This window comes from Allobosea massiliensis, assembly GCF_042655245.1.
GTDB lineage: Bacteria > Pseudomonadota > Alphaproteobacteria > Rhizobiales > Beijerinckiaceae > Allobosea > Allobosea massiliensis.
This window is the reverse complement of the sequence record NZ_JBHSLU010000040.1, coordinates 32866-47104: the sequence shown is the minus strand read 5'-3', so window position 1 is coordinate 47104 and position 14239 is coordinate 32866. Positions and strand designations below refer to the sequence as shown.

Genomic DNA, 14239 nt, shown 5'->3' with positions numbered 1-14239 from the left:
CTTCCGGCCGCCGCTGGGGAATTTCGGAGGCAGCGCGGGTGTAGCTCAATGGTAGAGCAGCAGCCTTCCAAGCTGAATACGAGGGTTCGATTCCCTTCACCCGCTCCAGCTTTCTCCCATCGTCCGCCTGACGCAACCGCTGCCTCTCGCAGCCTTGCCGCATCGCGTCGCCATGCTAGCTTCGATCCCGAGCAGAGGAGCGTGACGCGCTTGATCCGGGGTTGTCTGGCCGTGCTGTGCCTGATCGGTTTCGGGGTCGAGGCCTCGGCGCGCGAGCTCGTCGGCAAGTTCGGCTATCTCGGCGAATGGGACGTGAGCGCGACCCTCTCCGAAGAGCGGGCGGGGCGTTCGGGCACGGCTGCCCTGTCCGGCCCCCTGCTGATGAAGCACAATGCCGTCTGCGGGCCGGGCGAAACACCGGAGAAGAGCGGCCAGATCCGCCTGACCCTGCGCGGCGAGCGCTACAGCGCCGAGATGACGCTGGCGGGCGCCTCCTGCCGCTTCTCCGGCACGCTCTCGCCGGAGCGCCACAGCTTCGTCGCCTGCGGCGGCGATCAGCAAATCCCGCTGCGCCTGTGGTTCCGGGAGGCCGGCTCTAGGGCTCCCTGACGACCCGGAAGCCGTTGGTGAAGAAGCGCACATCGGCCTCGTATTTGAAGCGGGCGGCCGAGCGCAGATAGCGCGGATCGTTGTTGAAGGAGCCGCCGCGCAGCACGCGCTCGCGGCAGCCCGGCGCTGTGAAGGCGCTGCCGTCGCGCGGGGTGGCGCGGTAGCTGTCGCTCCAGCAATCGGCGACCCATTCGGCGGCGTTGCCGGCCATGTCGAAGAGCCCGAAGCCGTTGGGCGGAAACTGCCCGGTCTCGACCGCCTGCCGGCGCGTCGGCTCGTTGCAGCCGACGCAGTTGGCGCGCTCCTTCACCAGTGTCGCCCCCCAGGGATAGGTCGTGGTCGTGCCGCCGCGCGCGGCATACTCCCACTCCGCCTCGCTGGGCAGGCGGTAGCGCTTGCCGGTGCGGGCCGAGAGCCAGGCGAGATAGGCGTTGGCGTCGTTCCAGTGGATGTCCGTCACCGGGCGTTTGCCGCGGCCCAGCCCCCGGTCGTTCGGGCGGTGGCTGCAGCCGCCCTGATCGACGCAGGCGTCCCATTCGTCGAAGGTGACCTCGCGCACGCCGATGTGGAAGCCGTCGCGGATCGTCACGGTGTGGACCGGCTTCTCGAACTCGTAGAGCTCGTTGGCGCCCATCTCGAAGCTGCCGGGGCGGATCGCGATCAGTTCCGGACAATCGTCGCAGTCGCGCACGGTGCGGGCCGAGGTCGCGGCCGGAGGCGGCGGGGCCGGGGCGCGCGGCGGCTCGCGCAGGGAGGCGACAGGCGGCGCCGGCTGGGGCAGGGGGGCGGCGGGCGGCGCGGCAGAGGCGTTCTGCCGTGCCAAGAATTGCTGCTCGCGGGTGCGGGCGAGGGCGGCGAAGCGCCCGTCGGGATAAGCGTTCAGATAGGCGCGGTATTCAGCCGGGTTCTCGCTGGAGCGGATCGACTCCCAGAAGGCGAGCTCATAGGCGTCCTGCCGGGCAGCGGGCGACTCCGGCGGCGGCAGCGGGATGACGGCGCGGTTGTTTTGGGCGACCTGCGCCGGGCGGGCGACCGGCGTGACGATCAGGCCGGGCGGCGGCTCGGAGGAGGTCCAGATCTGCTGGGCGCGGCGGGTCTGCCGCGCCACGGCGTCGCGGGTGCGGGCCAGGGCGGCCTGCATGTCGAGCCCTGGCGTGCGGATCGCCTTGATCCATTCGTCCACGGCCGGGTTGCCGCGGTCGGCGACGGTGCGGCCGGGCGCCGTGGTGAACATCACGCTGATCGCCTCCATCCGGTCGATGGCGAGCAGGCCTTTGCCGGCGCCGCCGATCTCCGCCTGCCAGGGATTGTCGCGGCTGGCGTCGAGGACGACGAGGGCGCTGGAGGGCCGGGCCACGATCAGCGCATCGAGCAGGAGGTCGAGATCGACCGCCGCGCGGGCGATGTCGGCGGCCGAGCGCAGGCGCGGATCGACGGGGACGAGGAAGTTGCGGCCGCGCTGCTGTACGGCATGGCCGGCATAGAACACCACGGCCTGAGCGCCCCGGCCCAGCCTCGCGCCGAAGGCGGCGATCGCATCCTGCAGCGCGGCGGCATTGGCATCTTTGGCCGTGACGACGTCGAATCCGCCCGCGCGCAGCGTGTCGGCCACGGCGCTGGCATCGGCGGTCGCGCCTGCCACGGGGGCCGAACCATAGGCGCCGTTGCCGATGACGAGGCCGACGCGCCGCTGCCCGGCATCGCCGGTCTGGGCGAGCCCGACGCCAGCCGACAGCAGCATCGCGCCGACCGCCAGGGCGAGGGGGCGCCACCAGGAGAGGCCGGTCCTCATGGTCCTGCGAAGCTCGTCCGATCGCACCGGCGCCTCAGCGGACATAGATCGTGATCTTGCGCGACATCACCGGCGGATCATGCGGCACGTGGTTATGGTCTCCGAGCAGAAGCTGCAGGGTATGACGGCCTTTCGGCAGCGTCACCACCACCTCGCTCTGGCCGTTGCCGAGATGGATGTTGTTGTAGTCGGCGGGAATGGGCTGGTCGGGCGGGCCGGGCTCGGTGTTGATCAGGAGATGGTGATGGCCCGTGTTGGGCCACTCGGTGCCGGCGGGGGCGAGGCCCATCTCCTTCAGGCCCATGCGAACCGTGAAGCGTTCCGGCACGCGCAGCCCGTCCAGCGGATAGTGGAAATAGACCTCGGCTCCCTTCGGCGCGGGCTGCCGGCCGGAGCCCGATTGGGCGAGGGCCGGGGACGCAGCCAGCAGGACCGAGGCGGCAAGGAGAGCGGCGAAACGTGACGGGGTCATCGCCGCTTCTCCGGGCGTCTGCCGCCGGGCGCGACCGTCACTCGGATGCGCTCCGACAGGATGGGCGGATCATGCGGCACATGATTCTCGTCGGTGAAGATCAGCTGCAGCGTGTGCTCGCCGCGGGGCAGGGTGATGCGCCGCTCGGTCTGGCCGCCGCCGAGATGGATGTGGTTGAGATCGGCGGGGATCGCCTCGTCGAGCGGCGGCGTCGGCGCGTTGACGATGAGGTGGTGATGGCCGGTGTTCGGCTTGGCGACGCCGGCCGGGGCCACGCCCATATTGCGCAGCCCGAAGCGGACCGTCGTGTTGGGGAAGATCACGTCCCCGTCGCGCGGGTAGATGAAGTAGACGGCGGCATCGGGGGGCGCGGGGGTCAGAACCGGCTTGCCGTCCGGACGGGTCGTCGGCGTGGCTGTGGCCACCTGGTCGCCCTCGACGACCCGCACCCGGATGCGGGGCGACATCAGCGGCGGGTCATGGGGGACGTGGTCGTGGTCGCCCATCAGAAGCTGCAGTGTATGCTCGCCCGGCGGCAGCGTGACCTCTGCCTCGGTCTGGCCGCGGCCGAAATGGACATGGTTGAAGTCGCTCGGAATCTCGCGGTCGAGCGGCGGCAGCTCCGTATCGATCAGCAGATGATGGTGGCCGCCATTGGGATGGCGCGTTCCGGCCGGTGACAGCGCCACGCCCTCGGCGCCGAAGCGGATGATCGAGCGCGTCGGGATGGTGGCGCCGTCGACGAGATCGACGAAGAACACCCTCGCGCCAGGTGGCGAAGCAACGCGCGGCTTCTCGTCAGCCTCCTCCGTCACCTCCACCGTGATGCGCGGCGACATCACCGGCGGATCGTGAGGCACGTGATCGTGATCGGCAAAGAGAAGCTGCAGCGTGTGCCGCCCCGGGGGCAGCGTGATCTCGATCTCGGTCTGGCCGCTGCCGAGATGGAGATGGTTGAAATCGCTGGGAATCGGCTGGTCGAGCGGCGGCAGATCGGTGTCGATCAGGATGTGGTGATGGCCGGCATTGGGCTGGTTCTGGCCGGCGGGGACGACTTCCATGCCCGACAGGGCGAAACGGACCAGAAACTTGCCCGGCAGCTTCGCGCCATCGGCGATTCCGACGAAAGCCAGCCGGGCATCGGCCGGTGCCTTGCTGCGCGGCCGGGCCGCCTCCTGCGCCCAGACGGACGGGACGAATGCGGCGGAGGCGGCCGCCAGCATCAGCAGCGCCGACAGGATGCCGAGCCGAACTCTCTGCACCAGCCCTGATCTCCTTCGCCCCCGAAGCACGCGAAAGCTACCAGCGCCGGTGGGCTCCGGCAAGCCAAATAGCCGTTTGATCAACGGTTTGGGGCCGGTTGCGGACAGGGCTGCGGGCCTGAGCCGTCTGGATTTTCAGCGGCATCTCCGTTACCTTGTCGCCGGGAAGGGCCGCATGAACCTGATCGCCAGACTGCCTCTGTTTATGAGCTTCGCCCTGTTGCTGCTGGCGCTGCCGGCTGCGGCGGCGACGGAACGCCGCGTCGCGCTGGTCATCGGCAATTCCAGCTATGCCAACGCGCCGGTTCTCTCGAACACCGTCAACGATGCGCGCGACATGGCGGCGGCGCTGCGCCGCATCGGCTTCGAGGTCGTCGATGGCATCGATCTCGACAAGCGCGGCATGGACCAGGCGGTGACGCGGTTCGCGCGGCTGGCGCAGGATGCCGACGCCGCAATGTTCTACTATGCGGGCCACGGCCTGCAGTTCAACGGCGAGAACTTCCTGGTGCCGGTCGAGGCGCGGGTGGAGGACGAGATCGGCGTCCAGTACGAAACGACGCGGCTGAACGACGTGCTGACGGCGCTGAACTTCTCCAAGGGCGTCAAGATCATGGTGCTCGACGCCTGCCGCAACAATCCCTTCGTGACCCAGCTCGCCCGGCGGCAGGGCACGCGCAGCTTCGCCGTCGGCACGGGTCTGGCGCCGGTCGCGCGGGCGCAGGGCATGGTGATCGCCTACGCCACCCAGGCCAACGACGTCGCGGCCGACGGCACCGGGCGCAACAGCCCCTTCACGGCGGCGCTGGTGCGCGAGATCGAGCAGCCGGGGCTCGAGGTGGCGACGCTGTTCCGCCGCGTGCAGAAGAGCGTCTACGACGCCACCAATGGCCGTCAGACGCCGGAACTGTCGCTCTCGCTGCTCGGCGACTTCTACCTCAACCGCTCCGAGACCGACAGCGACGTGTGGGGGCGAATCCGCACGAGCGAGGACCCGGCCGTCTATCACGACTTCATCCAGCGCTATCCGACGAGCTTTTTCACCATCGATGCGCGCACGCGGCTCGACCTGATCGAGCGTCGCGCCGGAGAGGCTAAGGAGCGCGAATCGCTGGCGCGCGAATTCGCCGAGCGCGAGCGTGCCCTGCTGGAGCGTGTCGAACGGGCCGAGCGCGTCCGCCAGCAGGCGGCGACGGATCTCGCCCGGCGCCAGACGGAGAGTGGCCCGGACCTCGCCTCGGCGCCCGGAACCCGCCCCGCGACGCCGGTCGCCGGCACGATCCGGCCGAGCCCGGTCCCCGCGCCGCAGGAGCGCGCCGAGCGGCAGCGCCTCTCGGAGGAGGTGACGCGGCGCGAACGCGAACTGGCCTCGCTCGAAACCGAGAAGCGGCGGCTCGCCGACGAGCGGCGGGTGCTGGAGCAGGCGATGGCGGCGCGCATGGGCACGCTGACGATGTCGGCGCCGGCCGAGCCGGTCGTCTCGACATTCGGGGCGGCGCCCGCGCAGCCCGCTCCGGCCGAACGTGCGGTTGCGGCACCCGGAACCGGCGCGCGGGCCCAACCCGCACGGACGCAAGCGACGCGCCCCAGCGCGGCGACCTGCAGCGAGATCCTGTTGCGGGCGCAGCTCGGCGAGTTGACCCCGCAGGCCAAGGAGCAGTTGCAGCTGTGCCGCTGATCCAGCGATCCCGGCCATCGGCGGGGGTGACATCATGACGAGTGATCGACGCGCTGCGCCGGCCGGATGGCTGCGCTCGCTCCTGGCGGCGGTCTGCCTCGCGGGCGGTACCGGTCTCGCCGCGGCCCAGACGCCGCCGCCGGCGCCGGTCCCGTTCCCCGAGGCGCTGCAGCGCGCCGCGACGGATCTCTTCTCCAAGGCGGTGATCCAGGGCGAGCGGATCGAGCTGGTGATCGATCCGCTGATCGACGCCGCTTCCGGCGCGCAATCCGCCGCGACGCGGGCCATGCAGCAGCGGCTGACGGAGATCGTCCAGGCGTCCTATCCGCGCTTCGTCGTCCAGCCTTTCACCACGGAGGTTCTGGCGCGCGATCCGGTCGTGCTGGTCGGGACGTTCACCGCCATCAGCCAGGCCGGCAACGAGGCCCCGCCGGATGTGTTCCGGATCTGTCTGAGCCTTGCCGATCTGAAGTCGCGCACCGTCGTCTCCAAGGGCGTGGCGCGGGCGATGCCCGACAATGTCGACGTGACGCCGACGCCCTATTTCCGTGACACGCCGGTCTGGGCGAAGGACCAGGCGACGGATGCCTATGTGAAGACCTGCCAGGCGACGCAGGTCGGGGGGCGGCTCGATCCGGCCTATGTCGACCGGCTCGGCGCCAACGCGCTCATCCAGGACGGGATCACCGAATACGAGGCGCAGCGCTTCCGCGAGGCGCTGGCCTTCTACCGGACGGCGCGCAAGCTCCCCGGCGGCGACCAGCACCGCGTTCGCGTCGGCACCTATCTCGCCAACAGCAAGCTGGGCCGGCGCGACGACGCGGTCGAGGCCTTCGGAGACCTGGTCGATTACGGGCTCGGCACCGAGCAGCTGTCCGTCCGGCTGCTGTTCCGGCCCGGATCGACCCAGTTCATCGACGATCCGAAGACGATCGAGCCTTATCCGATGTGGCTGAGCCAGATCGCCACGCGGGTGCGGCAGAAGAACGCCTGTCTCGAGATCGTCGGTCACACCTCCCGCACAGGCACGCCGCATCTCAACGAGCGGCTCTCGGTCGCCCGGGCGCAGTTCATCATGGACCTGCTGCTGACGGGGATGCCCGACAAGCGCGACCGGATGATCGCGACCGGGCGCGGCTATCGCGACAATCTCGTCGGGACCGGCCGGGACGACGCCAGCGACGCGCTCGACCGGCGCGTCGAGTTCAAGGTCATCGGCTGCTGAGACCGCGTTCGCGCCGCTCTGCGATGCCTCCTTCGAATGGAGGAAGCGCCGTCGGCGTGTCGCTGCTCCGATGCGGGGCGAGGGCGGTCTTCGGAGGCGGATGGCGAGCATGAACGACGCGGCGATCAACCCCTATGACGCCGTCGCCTATCCCGGCCACGCCTTCGCGCAGACGCATCCGGCGCGGCTGGCGACGATCGCGCATTTCCATGGGCTGGAGGCGGCGTCGCCGCAGCGCATGCGCGTGCTGGAACTCGGCTGCGGTCGCGGCGGCAATCTGCTGCCGATGGCGGCGCAGTATCCGCAGAGCGACTTCGTCGGGCTGGACCTCAGCGGCAGCGCGATCGCGAAGGCGACCATCGCTCAGCAGGAACTGGGGCTGCGCAACATCGCTTTCCACCACCGCGATATCCTCGCTGTCGGCGACGAGCTCGGCACCTTCGACTACATCCTCGTCCATGGCGTCTATTCCTGGGTGCCGGACATCGTGCGCGAGGCGATCCTGGCCATCTTCGGACGGCTGCTGACGCCGCACGGCATCGCCTATGTGAGCTACAATGCCCTGCCGGGCTGCCGGCTTCGCGATCTGGCGCGCGACGTCATGCTCTACGCCACGCGCGACGTGCACGAGCCGGAGGAGCGCGTGCGGGTGGCGCGGGCCGCGCTCGCGGCCTTCGCCGAGGCGAGCGACGCCGAGACCTTCCATGGCGCGTCGTTGCGGCAGCGGCTGCGGCAGCTCGCGGACACGCCCGACAACGTGCTCTATCACGACGATCTCAATCCCGGCGCGCGCGCCTTCGCGCTGCATGAGGTGCTCGACGCGGCGCAGCGCCAGGGGCTGCAGTTCCTGGCGGAGGCGTCCTTCCCGAACCAGTTCGGTGCCGCAAAGGGGCCGGCCCAGGCGATGATCGCAAGCATCTCGGTCGATGAGGCGGTGCGGCGCGAGCAGACGCTCGACCTGCTGATCGGCCGGGCCTTTCGCGAAACGCTGCTGTGTCGGCAGGAGGTCGCGCTGAAGCGTGGCATCGGGCGCGGTGCATTGCAGCCCTACCACCTCGCCGCCAACACACGCCTCGCCGAACCGGGCGAGGACGCCCGGCCGGGCGTCGACCAGTTCATGTTCGACGAGGGCGTGCGACTCTCGGTCGATCTGCCGCTGGGCAAGGCGGCCCTGCGCCGGCTCGGCGAGGCCTGGCCGGCCAGCATCGCCTTCGACGAGCTGGTCGCGCTGGCCGTCGCGGATGTCGGCGGCGCGGCCGGTCCGGAACAGGCGCAGCAGATCGGAAAACTCGAGGATGCACTGCTCGCGATCTTCCGGGCCGGGCTTCTCGATGTCCGGCTGGAGCCTCCGCCGCTGACGACCGCCATCTCCGAGCGGCCGCTGGCCAGCCCGGTGGCGCGCTGGCAGGCGACGACGGCACGCGAGGTCACCGATCTGCGCCATCGCATGGTCGCACTCGACGGCGTCATCGTGCGTAAGTTCGTCTGTCTGCTCGACGGCACGCGCGCCGAGGCGCGTCTGCTGGCGGACCTCAACGCCTTCCTCGACGAGGCGCACGGGTCCGGCGCCGAGGTCGGCGACCTGCCGCGGCGGGCGACGGCGGAGGAGATTTCCGTTCATCTGAGGGATGTCGCCCGGCTGGGCCTGCTGCAGGCGTGACGGGCGCGGTGCCATTGTCGGCAAAGCGGGGCGGCTCTACTCTGCCGCAGCGGCAAGGGCGAACGATCCGGGAGGCCGGCCGGGTGAGGGCCGATGGGTGAGCGCTTCAGGCAGTTCCAGGCGGCCTATCCGGAGGAGGCCTGCCTCGAGGCGCTGATGCGCGCCCGCCATGGCGCCGGCGCGATGACCTGTCCGGCCTGCGGGCGGCCCAGCCGCTTCGCGCCGCGTCCGAAGCTGCGCGCCTTCGCCTGCGAGCATTGCCATTACATGGTCCAGCCTGGGGCCGGCACGGTGCTGGACAACCGCCGCACCCCGCTGCAGCTCTGGTTCTTCGCGCTGCGGCTGATGACGGAGGAGGGCGCCAAGGGCGCCGTCGGCGTGCTCGAACGCGAGGCCGGCGTGCCGGCCCTGACCGCGAAACGGCTGGTGGGCGATCTTTCCGCCCTGGCCGGGAAGGCGCCGGATTGGCTCGAGCCGCTGCGCCGCCGCGTGGCCGGAGAGGCGGCGCCGCCGGCGGAGATGGCGGGCGCGGCCGGTGCGATCCCCACGCCCGCCGCTGCGGCGCCGCCGGCACCGCGTCCGCGCCGTAGCCCGATGCCGCTGATCGCGCTCGCGGCCGGCATCGCCTGCCTCGCGGCGGCCGTCCTCGCCATCGCGCTGGCGAAGCTGCGCCAGGCGGAGGCGCCGCCCGATCCGGAGATGGTGGCGATCCTGAGCGCACCGCCGCTGCAGACGGCGGCCCGGCCCTCGCTCGTCATCTCCTCGGTCGAGAGCGATCTGGAGGCGGCGCGCGAGGCGACCGAATTCGCGCTGAGGGCCGATCCCAGCCTCGCGGAGATCCGCGAGCAGGCGGCGGCGCCGGAGATCCCGGTCGTGCCGCTGGCGCTGCCGCCGGCCAATATCCTGCTGGTGCCGCCGACGCTGCCGGGCAGGCCTCCGGGCGGGACGCCCTCGCGCATTCCGCAGGCGCCGATCACGAGCGGCGGCGACCCCGAGCAGTTGCTGACCTTCGGGCCGATCCGGATCCGGCGGCATCTGGTCGAGACGATCGTGCGCGCCGGCAAGGTGGTGGGGGCCGATCCGACTCTGCTGATGGCGGTGGCGGACAAGGAATCCTCCTTCTCGACCTCGGTCCAGGCGAAGACATCCTCGGCGACCGGACTCTACCAGTTCATCGAGCAGACCTGGCTCGGCGTCGTCAGCGAGTTCGGTGCGAAGCATGGGCTGGCGGCGGAGGCGAAGCTGATCGGCCGCAATGGCCGCCAGTTCTTCGTCGCGGATGCGGCCGAGCGCCAGCGCATCCTCGATCTCAGGCGCGAGCCCTATCTCTCGGCGCTGCTGGCGGGCGAGATGCTGAAGCGCGACACGTTGCGGCTGGAGAAGGCGATGGGGCGCCATCTCACCGGCGGCGAGATCTATCTGATCCACTTCCTCGGGCCGGATGCCGCCCAGACCTTCATCGAGACGATGGAGGAGAAGCCCGACGTCAAGGCGGCGGATCTGCTGCCGCGGCCGGCCCAGGCCAACCGCCCGATCTTCTATGCCGATGCCGGCGGCGAGACCAAGACGCTGTCGGTCTCGGAGGTGCACCGCAAGTTCAACGAGATGATCAAGGTCAGGCTCGACCGCTACAAGGCCGTGCGGCCGGGCGCCCCTGCGGCGGCGGAGCGGGCGAAGAAGTAGACGGACGGGACGCCCGTCCCGCCCGAACCGGATTGGGAGACAGGACATGGCGACGAACCGTTTCGAGCAGGTCGACGAGCCGCAGGACGACGCGATCACGCTCAGCCTGAGCGCGGGCGATGGCGAGACGCGCGGGCGGATCTCCTGTCCGGCGGATCTGGCGGGCGGCCATCTCGTCAACGACTTCGTCAGCGACCCGATGCCGCCTGTGGAGGCCTTCCGCGCCGCCGTCCGGCTCGCCAACGAGATCCGCGCGCCGATCGTCGTCGAGGATCCGCAGGGCCTCTGGCAGGACGAGTGGGGCGTGCTCTACCGCGAGGCGGACTGAGCGGACGGAGCCGCGCGCTCAGTCGATCCGGAAATAGCGCACGCCGAGACCGAGTGGTTCGCCCTGGCGCGCCACGTCCTGCTTCAGGCTGGCGAAGAAATCCGTCGAGGGCGTCGGGTTGGGGCCCGAGAGCGCCGGCAGCGGCGCGGCGCTGACGAAGGTCAGCACCGTCTGGGGCCGCGGGCCGCCCCCGGCCGATTCGAGCTTCAGGTTGAAGGTGGCGCGGCGTCCGTCGCGGCGCAGATAGCTGCCGAGATTGTAGACGAGGCCGTCGTCCCCGATCAGCACCACGGCGACGTTGCGGCCGCCGTCATTGTCGATGGTGCCGCTCAGCACATCGCCGCTCTTCATGTTGAAGGCGTTGATCTGGAGTCGCGGGGTCCGGTCGATGTTGTCGCCCAGCGCACGCAGGAAATCCGCCATCGGGCATTGCGCCGCCGTGATCGGCCGCAGATGGATCTGCGCCTCGAAGCCCTGCGCCGCCTTGAAGGCGTTGTCGAAGGCGACGAAGGGCGCGGTCTCGTTGCCGAAGCCCTCCAGCACGGCGCGGGTGGCGGTCAGCTCCGTCGGCCAGAGGAAGACGCAAGGCCCGCCTTGATAGGTCGCGATGTAGTTCTGGATGCGCTCCAGCGGCGCGCGCGGCGCGGCCGTCACGGCCGGAGGCCGCACAGGCTCCGGCGTCGGCTGCGGCAGCCTCGGATCGGGCGGGCTCACCGGAGGCGGTGTCGGCGTCTGGATCGCCACCTGGGGATTGGGCTGCGGCGTTGGCGGCTGCGCGGGCGCCTGAGGGGGCCGCTGGGCCGCGGCGCCGCTCGCTGGCTCGTTCAGGGCCGGTGGCGGATTCGCAGGCGTGGCCAGGGCAGGTGAGGGCGCCGACGGCGTGGCTACGGCCGGAGACGGAACGGCCGGCGGTTCGACCAGCTCGGGCACTTTCGGCTGGTTTGCCGGCGGCGTGGCAGGTGGCGCGGGAGGCTGGGCGGATGCCGCGGCCTCGCTGCGGTTCTCGGTCAGCGCCGGTGGCGGGGCGCCGCCCGGCTTCGGCTTGTCGTTCAGCAGCGTCCAGCCATAGAAGCCGCCGCCCGCGAGCAGGGCGAGGGCGGCGATGCCGGCCACGAGCCGGGTAGAGGAACCGCCGCCGCCGCCCGCCGCCTTGGCGGGGGTGGTCTGGGCCTGCCAGGCCGCGACCTCGGACATGTCGGCGAAGCGGTCGGCCGGATCGGGCGCCAGCATCCGCGCGAGAAGCGGGCGGATGCGGGCATCGATGGCCGAAAGGTCCGGGAGCCTGCGGCGCTTGTCGAGGATCTGGACCTGGCTGCCGCCCATATCGAGCGGCTTGCCGGCGAGCGCCTCGGCCAGGACGAGCGCGAAGCTGTACATGTCGGAGCGGCCGGTGACGTCGCCGCCGAAGAGCCCGAGCTGCTCCGGCGAGACGTAGTTGTATTTCCCGGCGAAGCCCGAGCCGATGACCGTGCCTTCGCCGAGAAGGCTGGAGCGCGCGATGCCGAAATCGATGATCTTGGCGCGGGCGATGCTGCCGCCGGGCAGGATGATGTTGTCCGGCGAGACGTCGCGATGGACGATGCCGAGCAGATGGGCGGCATGGAGGCCGGGCGCGATGCGCCGGCGCAGGAGGTCGACCTCGTCGACACTCAGCGGCACTTCCTTGATGCGCTCCGACAGCGGCTGGCCGTCGACGAACTCCATCGCCAGATAGGGCGACTGCGTGCCCGGATCGATGGTGAAGACGTAATAGCGGACGATGGCCTCGTTATAGAGGTTGTGCAGGGCAGCCGCCTCGCGCCGGAAAAGGGCGAGCGCCGCCTCGTCACGCGCCAGTTCGGGGCGGATCATCTTGATCGCCACCGCATCGCCGGTCTGGATCGCGCGGCCCTTGTAGACCTCGCCCATGCCGCCGACCGCGATCAGCCGCTCGACCTCGTAGATGCCGTTCAGCGTGGTCCCGACGGAGACGGCGCCGGCCCGGGGAGCGAAGACGGTGCGCTCGGAGTCGCTCATGGCGTGTCGGTTTCCTGCATCCGCATATTGGGCATCCACCGCGTCGTCCGGTTCTCCCTGCGGGTATAGCGCATGACGATCACCGTGACATTGTCGCGCGCGCCGCGCTGGAGCGTGAGCTGCAGCAGCGCATTGCAGGCCTGCTGGGCGCCCCTCTCCTCGACCGTCGCCAGGATTTCGTCCTCCGCGACATGCTCGGTCAGCCCGTCCGAGCAGAGCAAGAAGACGTCGCCATCCTCGATCTCGCCGCTGTCGAGGTCGAGCTCCGGCTGCTCGTGGACGCCGATCGCGCGGGTGATGACGTGGCGCCGCGGCGAGACCTTCGCTTCGGCCGGAGTCAGCACGCCCCGCTCGACCAGGTCCTGAACCTCGGTGTGATCGCGCGACAATTGCAGGATCTGGCCGGCGCGGACGAGATAGATCCGGCTGTCGCCGCACCAGACGCAGGCGAAATGGCGGTCATGGACCAGCAGAACCGCCAGCGTCGAGCCCATGGGCGCGCCATTGCCCTCGGCGATGCGCCGGCGAATCTCCGCATTGGCCTGCAGGACAGCGGCCTCCAGCCGCGCCAGCAGATCCGGCGCCGATCCGGTCGGGCCGATGTTCTCGATCGCGGCGGCGACGGTGGCGCTGGCGAGCGCGCCGTTCTCGTGGCCGCCCATGCCGTCGGCGACGGCCCAGATGCCGAATTCCGGCCGCACGACGAGATTGTCCTCGTTGGCGCTGCGGACCCGCCCGACATGGCTGACCGCGCCGGTCTCGAAGGGAAGCGCCGTGCGGCCGAGATCGTTCTGTCCGAGATCGCTCATGACGCGGCCCGCCCCGGTTCGAGGAACGTGTCGAAACGGCCCGTCAGCAGGCCGGCGAAGAGATGGGGGTCGGGCAAGCCGTGCCCGACCAGCGCGAGCGGTTCGAAATTCTCGCCGCCGACGGTCCAGAAGCAGGTCGCATGGGCATAGGCGCGGGCGTGATCCTCGACGCGCAGCGCGGCCAGCCGGGCCGGGAAACCGGCGCTGTCCAGAGCGGTGACGATGGTGCCGTCCGGGAGGCGCAGCATCTCCTCGGGCGGCGGCGCGAGCAGCGCGTCGTTGGGGACGGCCAGCCGCGCCAGGCGCTCCGAGACCGCCTCGAAGCTCGCCCCCGGATCGAGCGCCTCGAGCAGGAAATCCTCGATTCCCGCATACCAGGCGTCCTGCGGATCGAGCTCGGGATGCGGGATCGCGCCGCCGGGCTCAGCCAGCGCGAAGACGGTCAGCGGGAAATAGCGGCCGACGCCGTCGACGGAGGGCATGAAGGCCCCCGCGACGGCCTGTCCGCAGAGACCCTGGCCGAGCCAGAAACGCCAGATCGGGGCGTTGAGAAAGGCCTCCTGCCAGCCGCCGGCGAGGGAGAGGCGGCTCGCGGTCAGTCCGCCCTGGAGCCAACTCTCATAGACCTTCAGGAAGGTGGCCGGCGCATTGACCGCGATGAAGTCGCGCTTGGCCGGCAGCTTCCCGAACAGGCCACAGCTCATC

At 70.6% G+C, this 14239-nt stretch carries 12 protein-coding genes and 1 tRNA gene; 7 read left to right on the top strand and 6 right to left on the bottom strand.

Features of this window, described 5'->3' with window-relative positions; genetic code table 11:
- Positions 1-34: 34 nt before the first annotated feature.
- Both ACFPN9_RS13920 and ACFPN9_RS13915 read left to right on the top strand, forming a co-directional pair.
- A tRNA-Gly gene (locus ACFPN9_RS13920) sits at positions 35-108 on the top strand.
- Positions 109-201: 93 nt separating this feature from the next.
- Positions 202-609, top strand: coding sequence for a hypothetical protein (locus ACFPN9_RS13915; RefSeq protein WP_067253493.1), 408 nt, complete (start codon positions 202-204; stop codon positions 607-609).
- On the opposite strand, the gene ACFPN9_RS13910 is transcribed toward ACFPN9_RS13915, so the two are convergent.
- The 3 genes from ACFPN9_RS13910 to ACFPN9_RS13900 are packed head-to-tail and all read right to left on the bottom strand — an operon-like array spanning position 596 to position 4135.
- Positions 596-2401 carry an SUMF1/EgtB/PvdO family nonheme iron enzyme gene (locus tag ACFPN9_RS13910; protein ID WP_067253488.1) on the bottom strand — a complete coding sequence of 602 codons (1806 nt, stop codon included), beginning with the start codon at positions 2399-2401 and terminating at the stop codon, positions 596-598. The two genes, ACFPN9_RS13915 and ACFPN9_RS13910, sit on opposite strands and share 14 nt — an antisense overlap.
- A 34-nt stretch (positions 2402-2435) precedes the next feature.
- On the bottom strand, positions 2436-2873 hold the full coding sequence (locus tag ACFPN9_RS13905; RefSeq protein ID WP_066716863.1) for a DUF4399 domain-containing protein: 438 nt from the start codon (positions 2871-2873) through the stop codon (positions 2436-2438).
- Positions 2870-4135, bottom strand: coding sequence for a DUF4399 domain-containing protein (locus tag ACFPN9_RS13900; RefSeq protein WP_245282286.1), 1266 nt, complete (start codon positions 4133-4135; stop codon positions 2870-2872). The genes ACFPN9_RS13905 and ACFPN9_RS13900 overlap by 4 nt, the downstream gene beginning before the upstream one ends.
- 175 nt (positions 4136-4310) lie before the next feature.
- Here ACFPN9_RS13900 and ACFPN9_RS13895 point away from each other — a divergent pair, with 175 nt between their 5' ends.
- The 5 genes from ACFPN9_RS13895 to ACFPN9_RS13875 all read left to right on the top strand — a co-directional run bounded on the left by ACFPN9_RS13895 (position 4311) and on the right by ACFPN9_RS13875 (position 10709).
- Positions 4311-5813, top strand: coding sequence for a caspase family protein (locus tag ACFPN9_RS13895; RefSeq protein ID WP_066716866.1), 1503 nt, complete (start codon positions 4311-4313; stop codon positions 5811-5813).
- Between the two features lie 34 nt (positions 5814-5847).
- Positions 5848-7038 carry an OmpA family protein gene (locus ACFPN9_RS13890; RefSeq protein WP_082735216.1) on the top strand — a complete coding sequence of 397 codons (1191 nt, stop codon included), beginning with the start codon at positions 5848-5850 and terminating at the stop codon, positions 7036-7038.
- A gap of 109 nt (positions 7039-7147) precedes the next feature.
- Entirely contained in the window at positions 7148-8698 is a 1551-nt protein-coding gene (locus tag ACFPN9_RS13885) for a class I SAM-dependent methyltransferase (protein WP_067253486.1), read from the top strand.
- 93 nt (positions 8699-8791) lie between these two features.
- Positions 8792-10381 (top strand): transglycosylase SLT domain-containing protein, encoded by a 1590-nt coding sequence (locus ACFPN9_RS13880; RefSeq protein ID WP_066716872.1) that lies wholly within the window; start codon positions 8792-8794, stop codon positions 10379-10381.
- A gap of 46 nt (positions 10382-10427) precedes the next feature.
- A complete protein-coding gene (locus ACFPN9_RS13875; protein ID WP_066716877.1) occupies positions 10428-10709 on the top strand; it encodes a hypothetical protein in 282 nt (93 codons plus the stop codon).
- A gap of 18 nt (positions 10710-10727) precedes the next feature.
- Here the strand turns inward: ACFPN9_RS13875 and ACFPN9_RS13870 are convergent, their stop codons facing one another.
- Genes ACFPN9_RS13870 through tagF form a run of 3 tightly spaced genes read right to left on the bottom strand, consistent with a single transcriptional unit; the run spans position 10728 to position 14238 of the window.
- On the bottom strand, positions 10728-12725 hold the full coding sequence (locus ACFPN9_RS13870; protein WP_377817188.1) for a serine/threonine-protein kinase: 1998 nt from the start codon (positions 12723-12725) through the stop codon (positions 10728-10730).
- Positions 12722-13534 (bottom strand): PP2C family protein-serine/threonine phosphatase, encoded by an 813-nt coding sequence (locus tag ACFPN9_RS13865; RefSeq protein ID WP_066716883.1) that lies wholly within the window; start codon positions 13532-13534, stop codon positions 12722-12724. Before ACFPN9_RS13865 ends, ACFPN9_RS13870 begins: the two co-directional genes overlap by 4 nt.
- The gene (tagF, locus tag ACFPN9_RS13860) at positions 13531-14238 is read right to left on the bottom strand and encodes a type VI secretion system-associated protein TagF (RefSeq protein ID WP_066716886.1); all 708 of its coding nucleotides are present in this window, start codon (positions 14236-14238) and stop codon (positions 13531-13533) included. The genes ACFPN9_RS13865 and tagF overlap by 4 nt, the downstream gene beginning before the upstream one ends.
- Between the last annotated feature and the right edge of the window lies 1 nt (position 14239).

Excerpts from the sequence above, each read along its gene's own strand:
- tagF (WP_066716886.1), bottom strand. The coding sequence starts at position 14,238 with ATGAGCTGTGGCCTGTTCGGGAAGCTGCCGGCCAAGCGCGACTTCATC.
- ACFPN9_RS13895 (WP_066716866.1), top strand. The coding sequence starts at position 4,311 with ATGAACCTGATCGCCAGACTGCCTCTGTTTATGAGCTTCGCCCTGTTG.
- ACFPN9_RS13885 (WP_067253486.1), top strand. The coding sequence starts at position 7,148 with ATGAACGACGCGGCGATCAACCCCTATGACGCCGTCGCCTATCCCGGC.
- ACFPN9_RS13905 (WP_066716863.1), bottom strand. The coding sequence starts at position 2,873 with ATGACCCCGTCACGTTTCGCCGCTCTCCTTGCCGCCTCGGTCCTGCTG.
- ACFPN9_RS13865 (WP_066716883.1), bottom strand. The coding sequence starts at position 13,534 with ATGAGCGATCTCGGACAGAACGATCTCGGCCGCACGGCGCTTCCCTTC.
- ACFPN9_RS13910 (WP_067253488.1), bottom strand. The coding sequence starts at position 2,401 with ATGAGGACCGGCCTCTCCTGGTGGCGCCCCCTCGCCCTGGCGGTCGGC.
- ACFPN9_RS13870 (WP_377817188.1), bottom strand. The coding sequence starts at position 12,725 with ATGAGCGACTCCGAGCGCACCGTCTTCGCTCCCCGGGCCGGCGCCGTC.
- ACFPN9_RS13875 (WP_066716877.1), top strand. The coding sequence starts at position 10,428 with ATGGCGACGAACCGTTTCGAGCAGGTCGACGAGCCGCAGGACGACGCG.
- ACFPN9_RS13880 (WP_066716872.1), top strand. The coding sequence starts at position 8,792 with ATGGGTGAGCGCTTCAGGCAGTTCCAGGCGGCCTATCCGGAGGAGGCC.
- ACFPN9_RS13890 (WP_082735216.1), top strand. The coding sequence starts at position 5,848 with ATGACGAGTGATCGACGCGCTGCGCCGGCCGGATGGCTGCGCTCGCTC.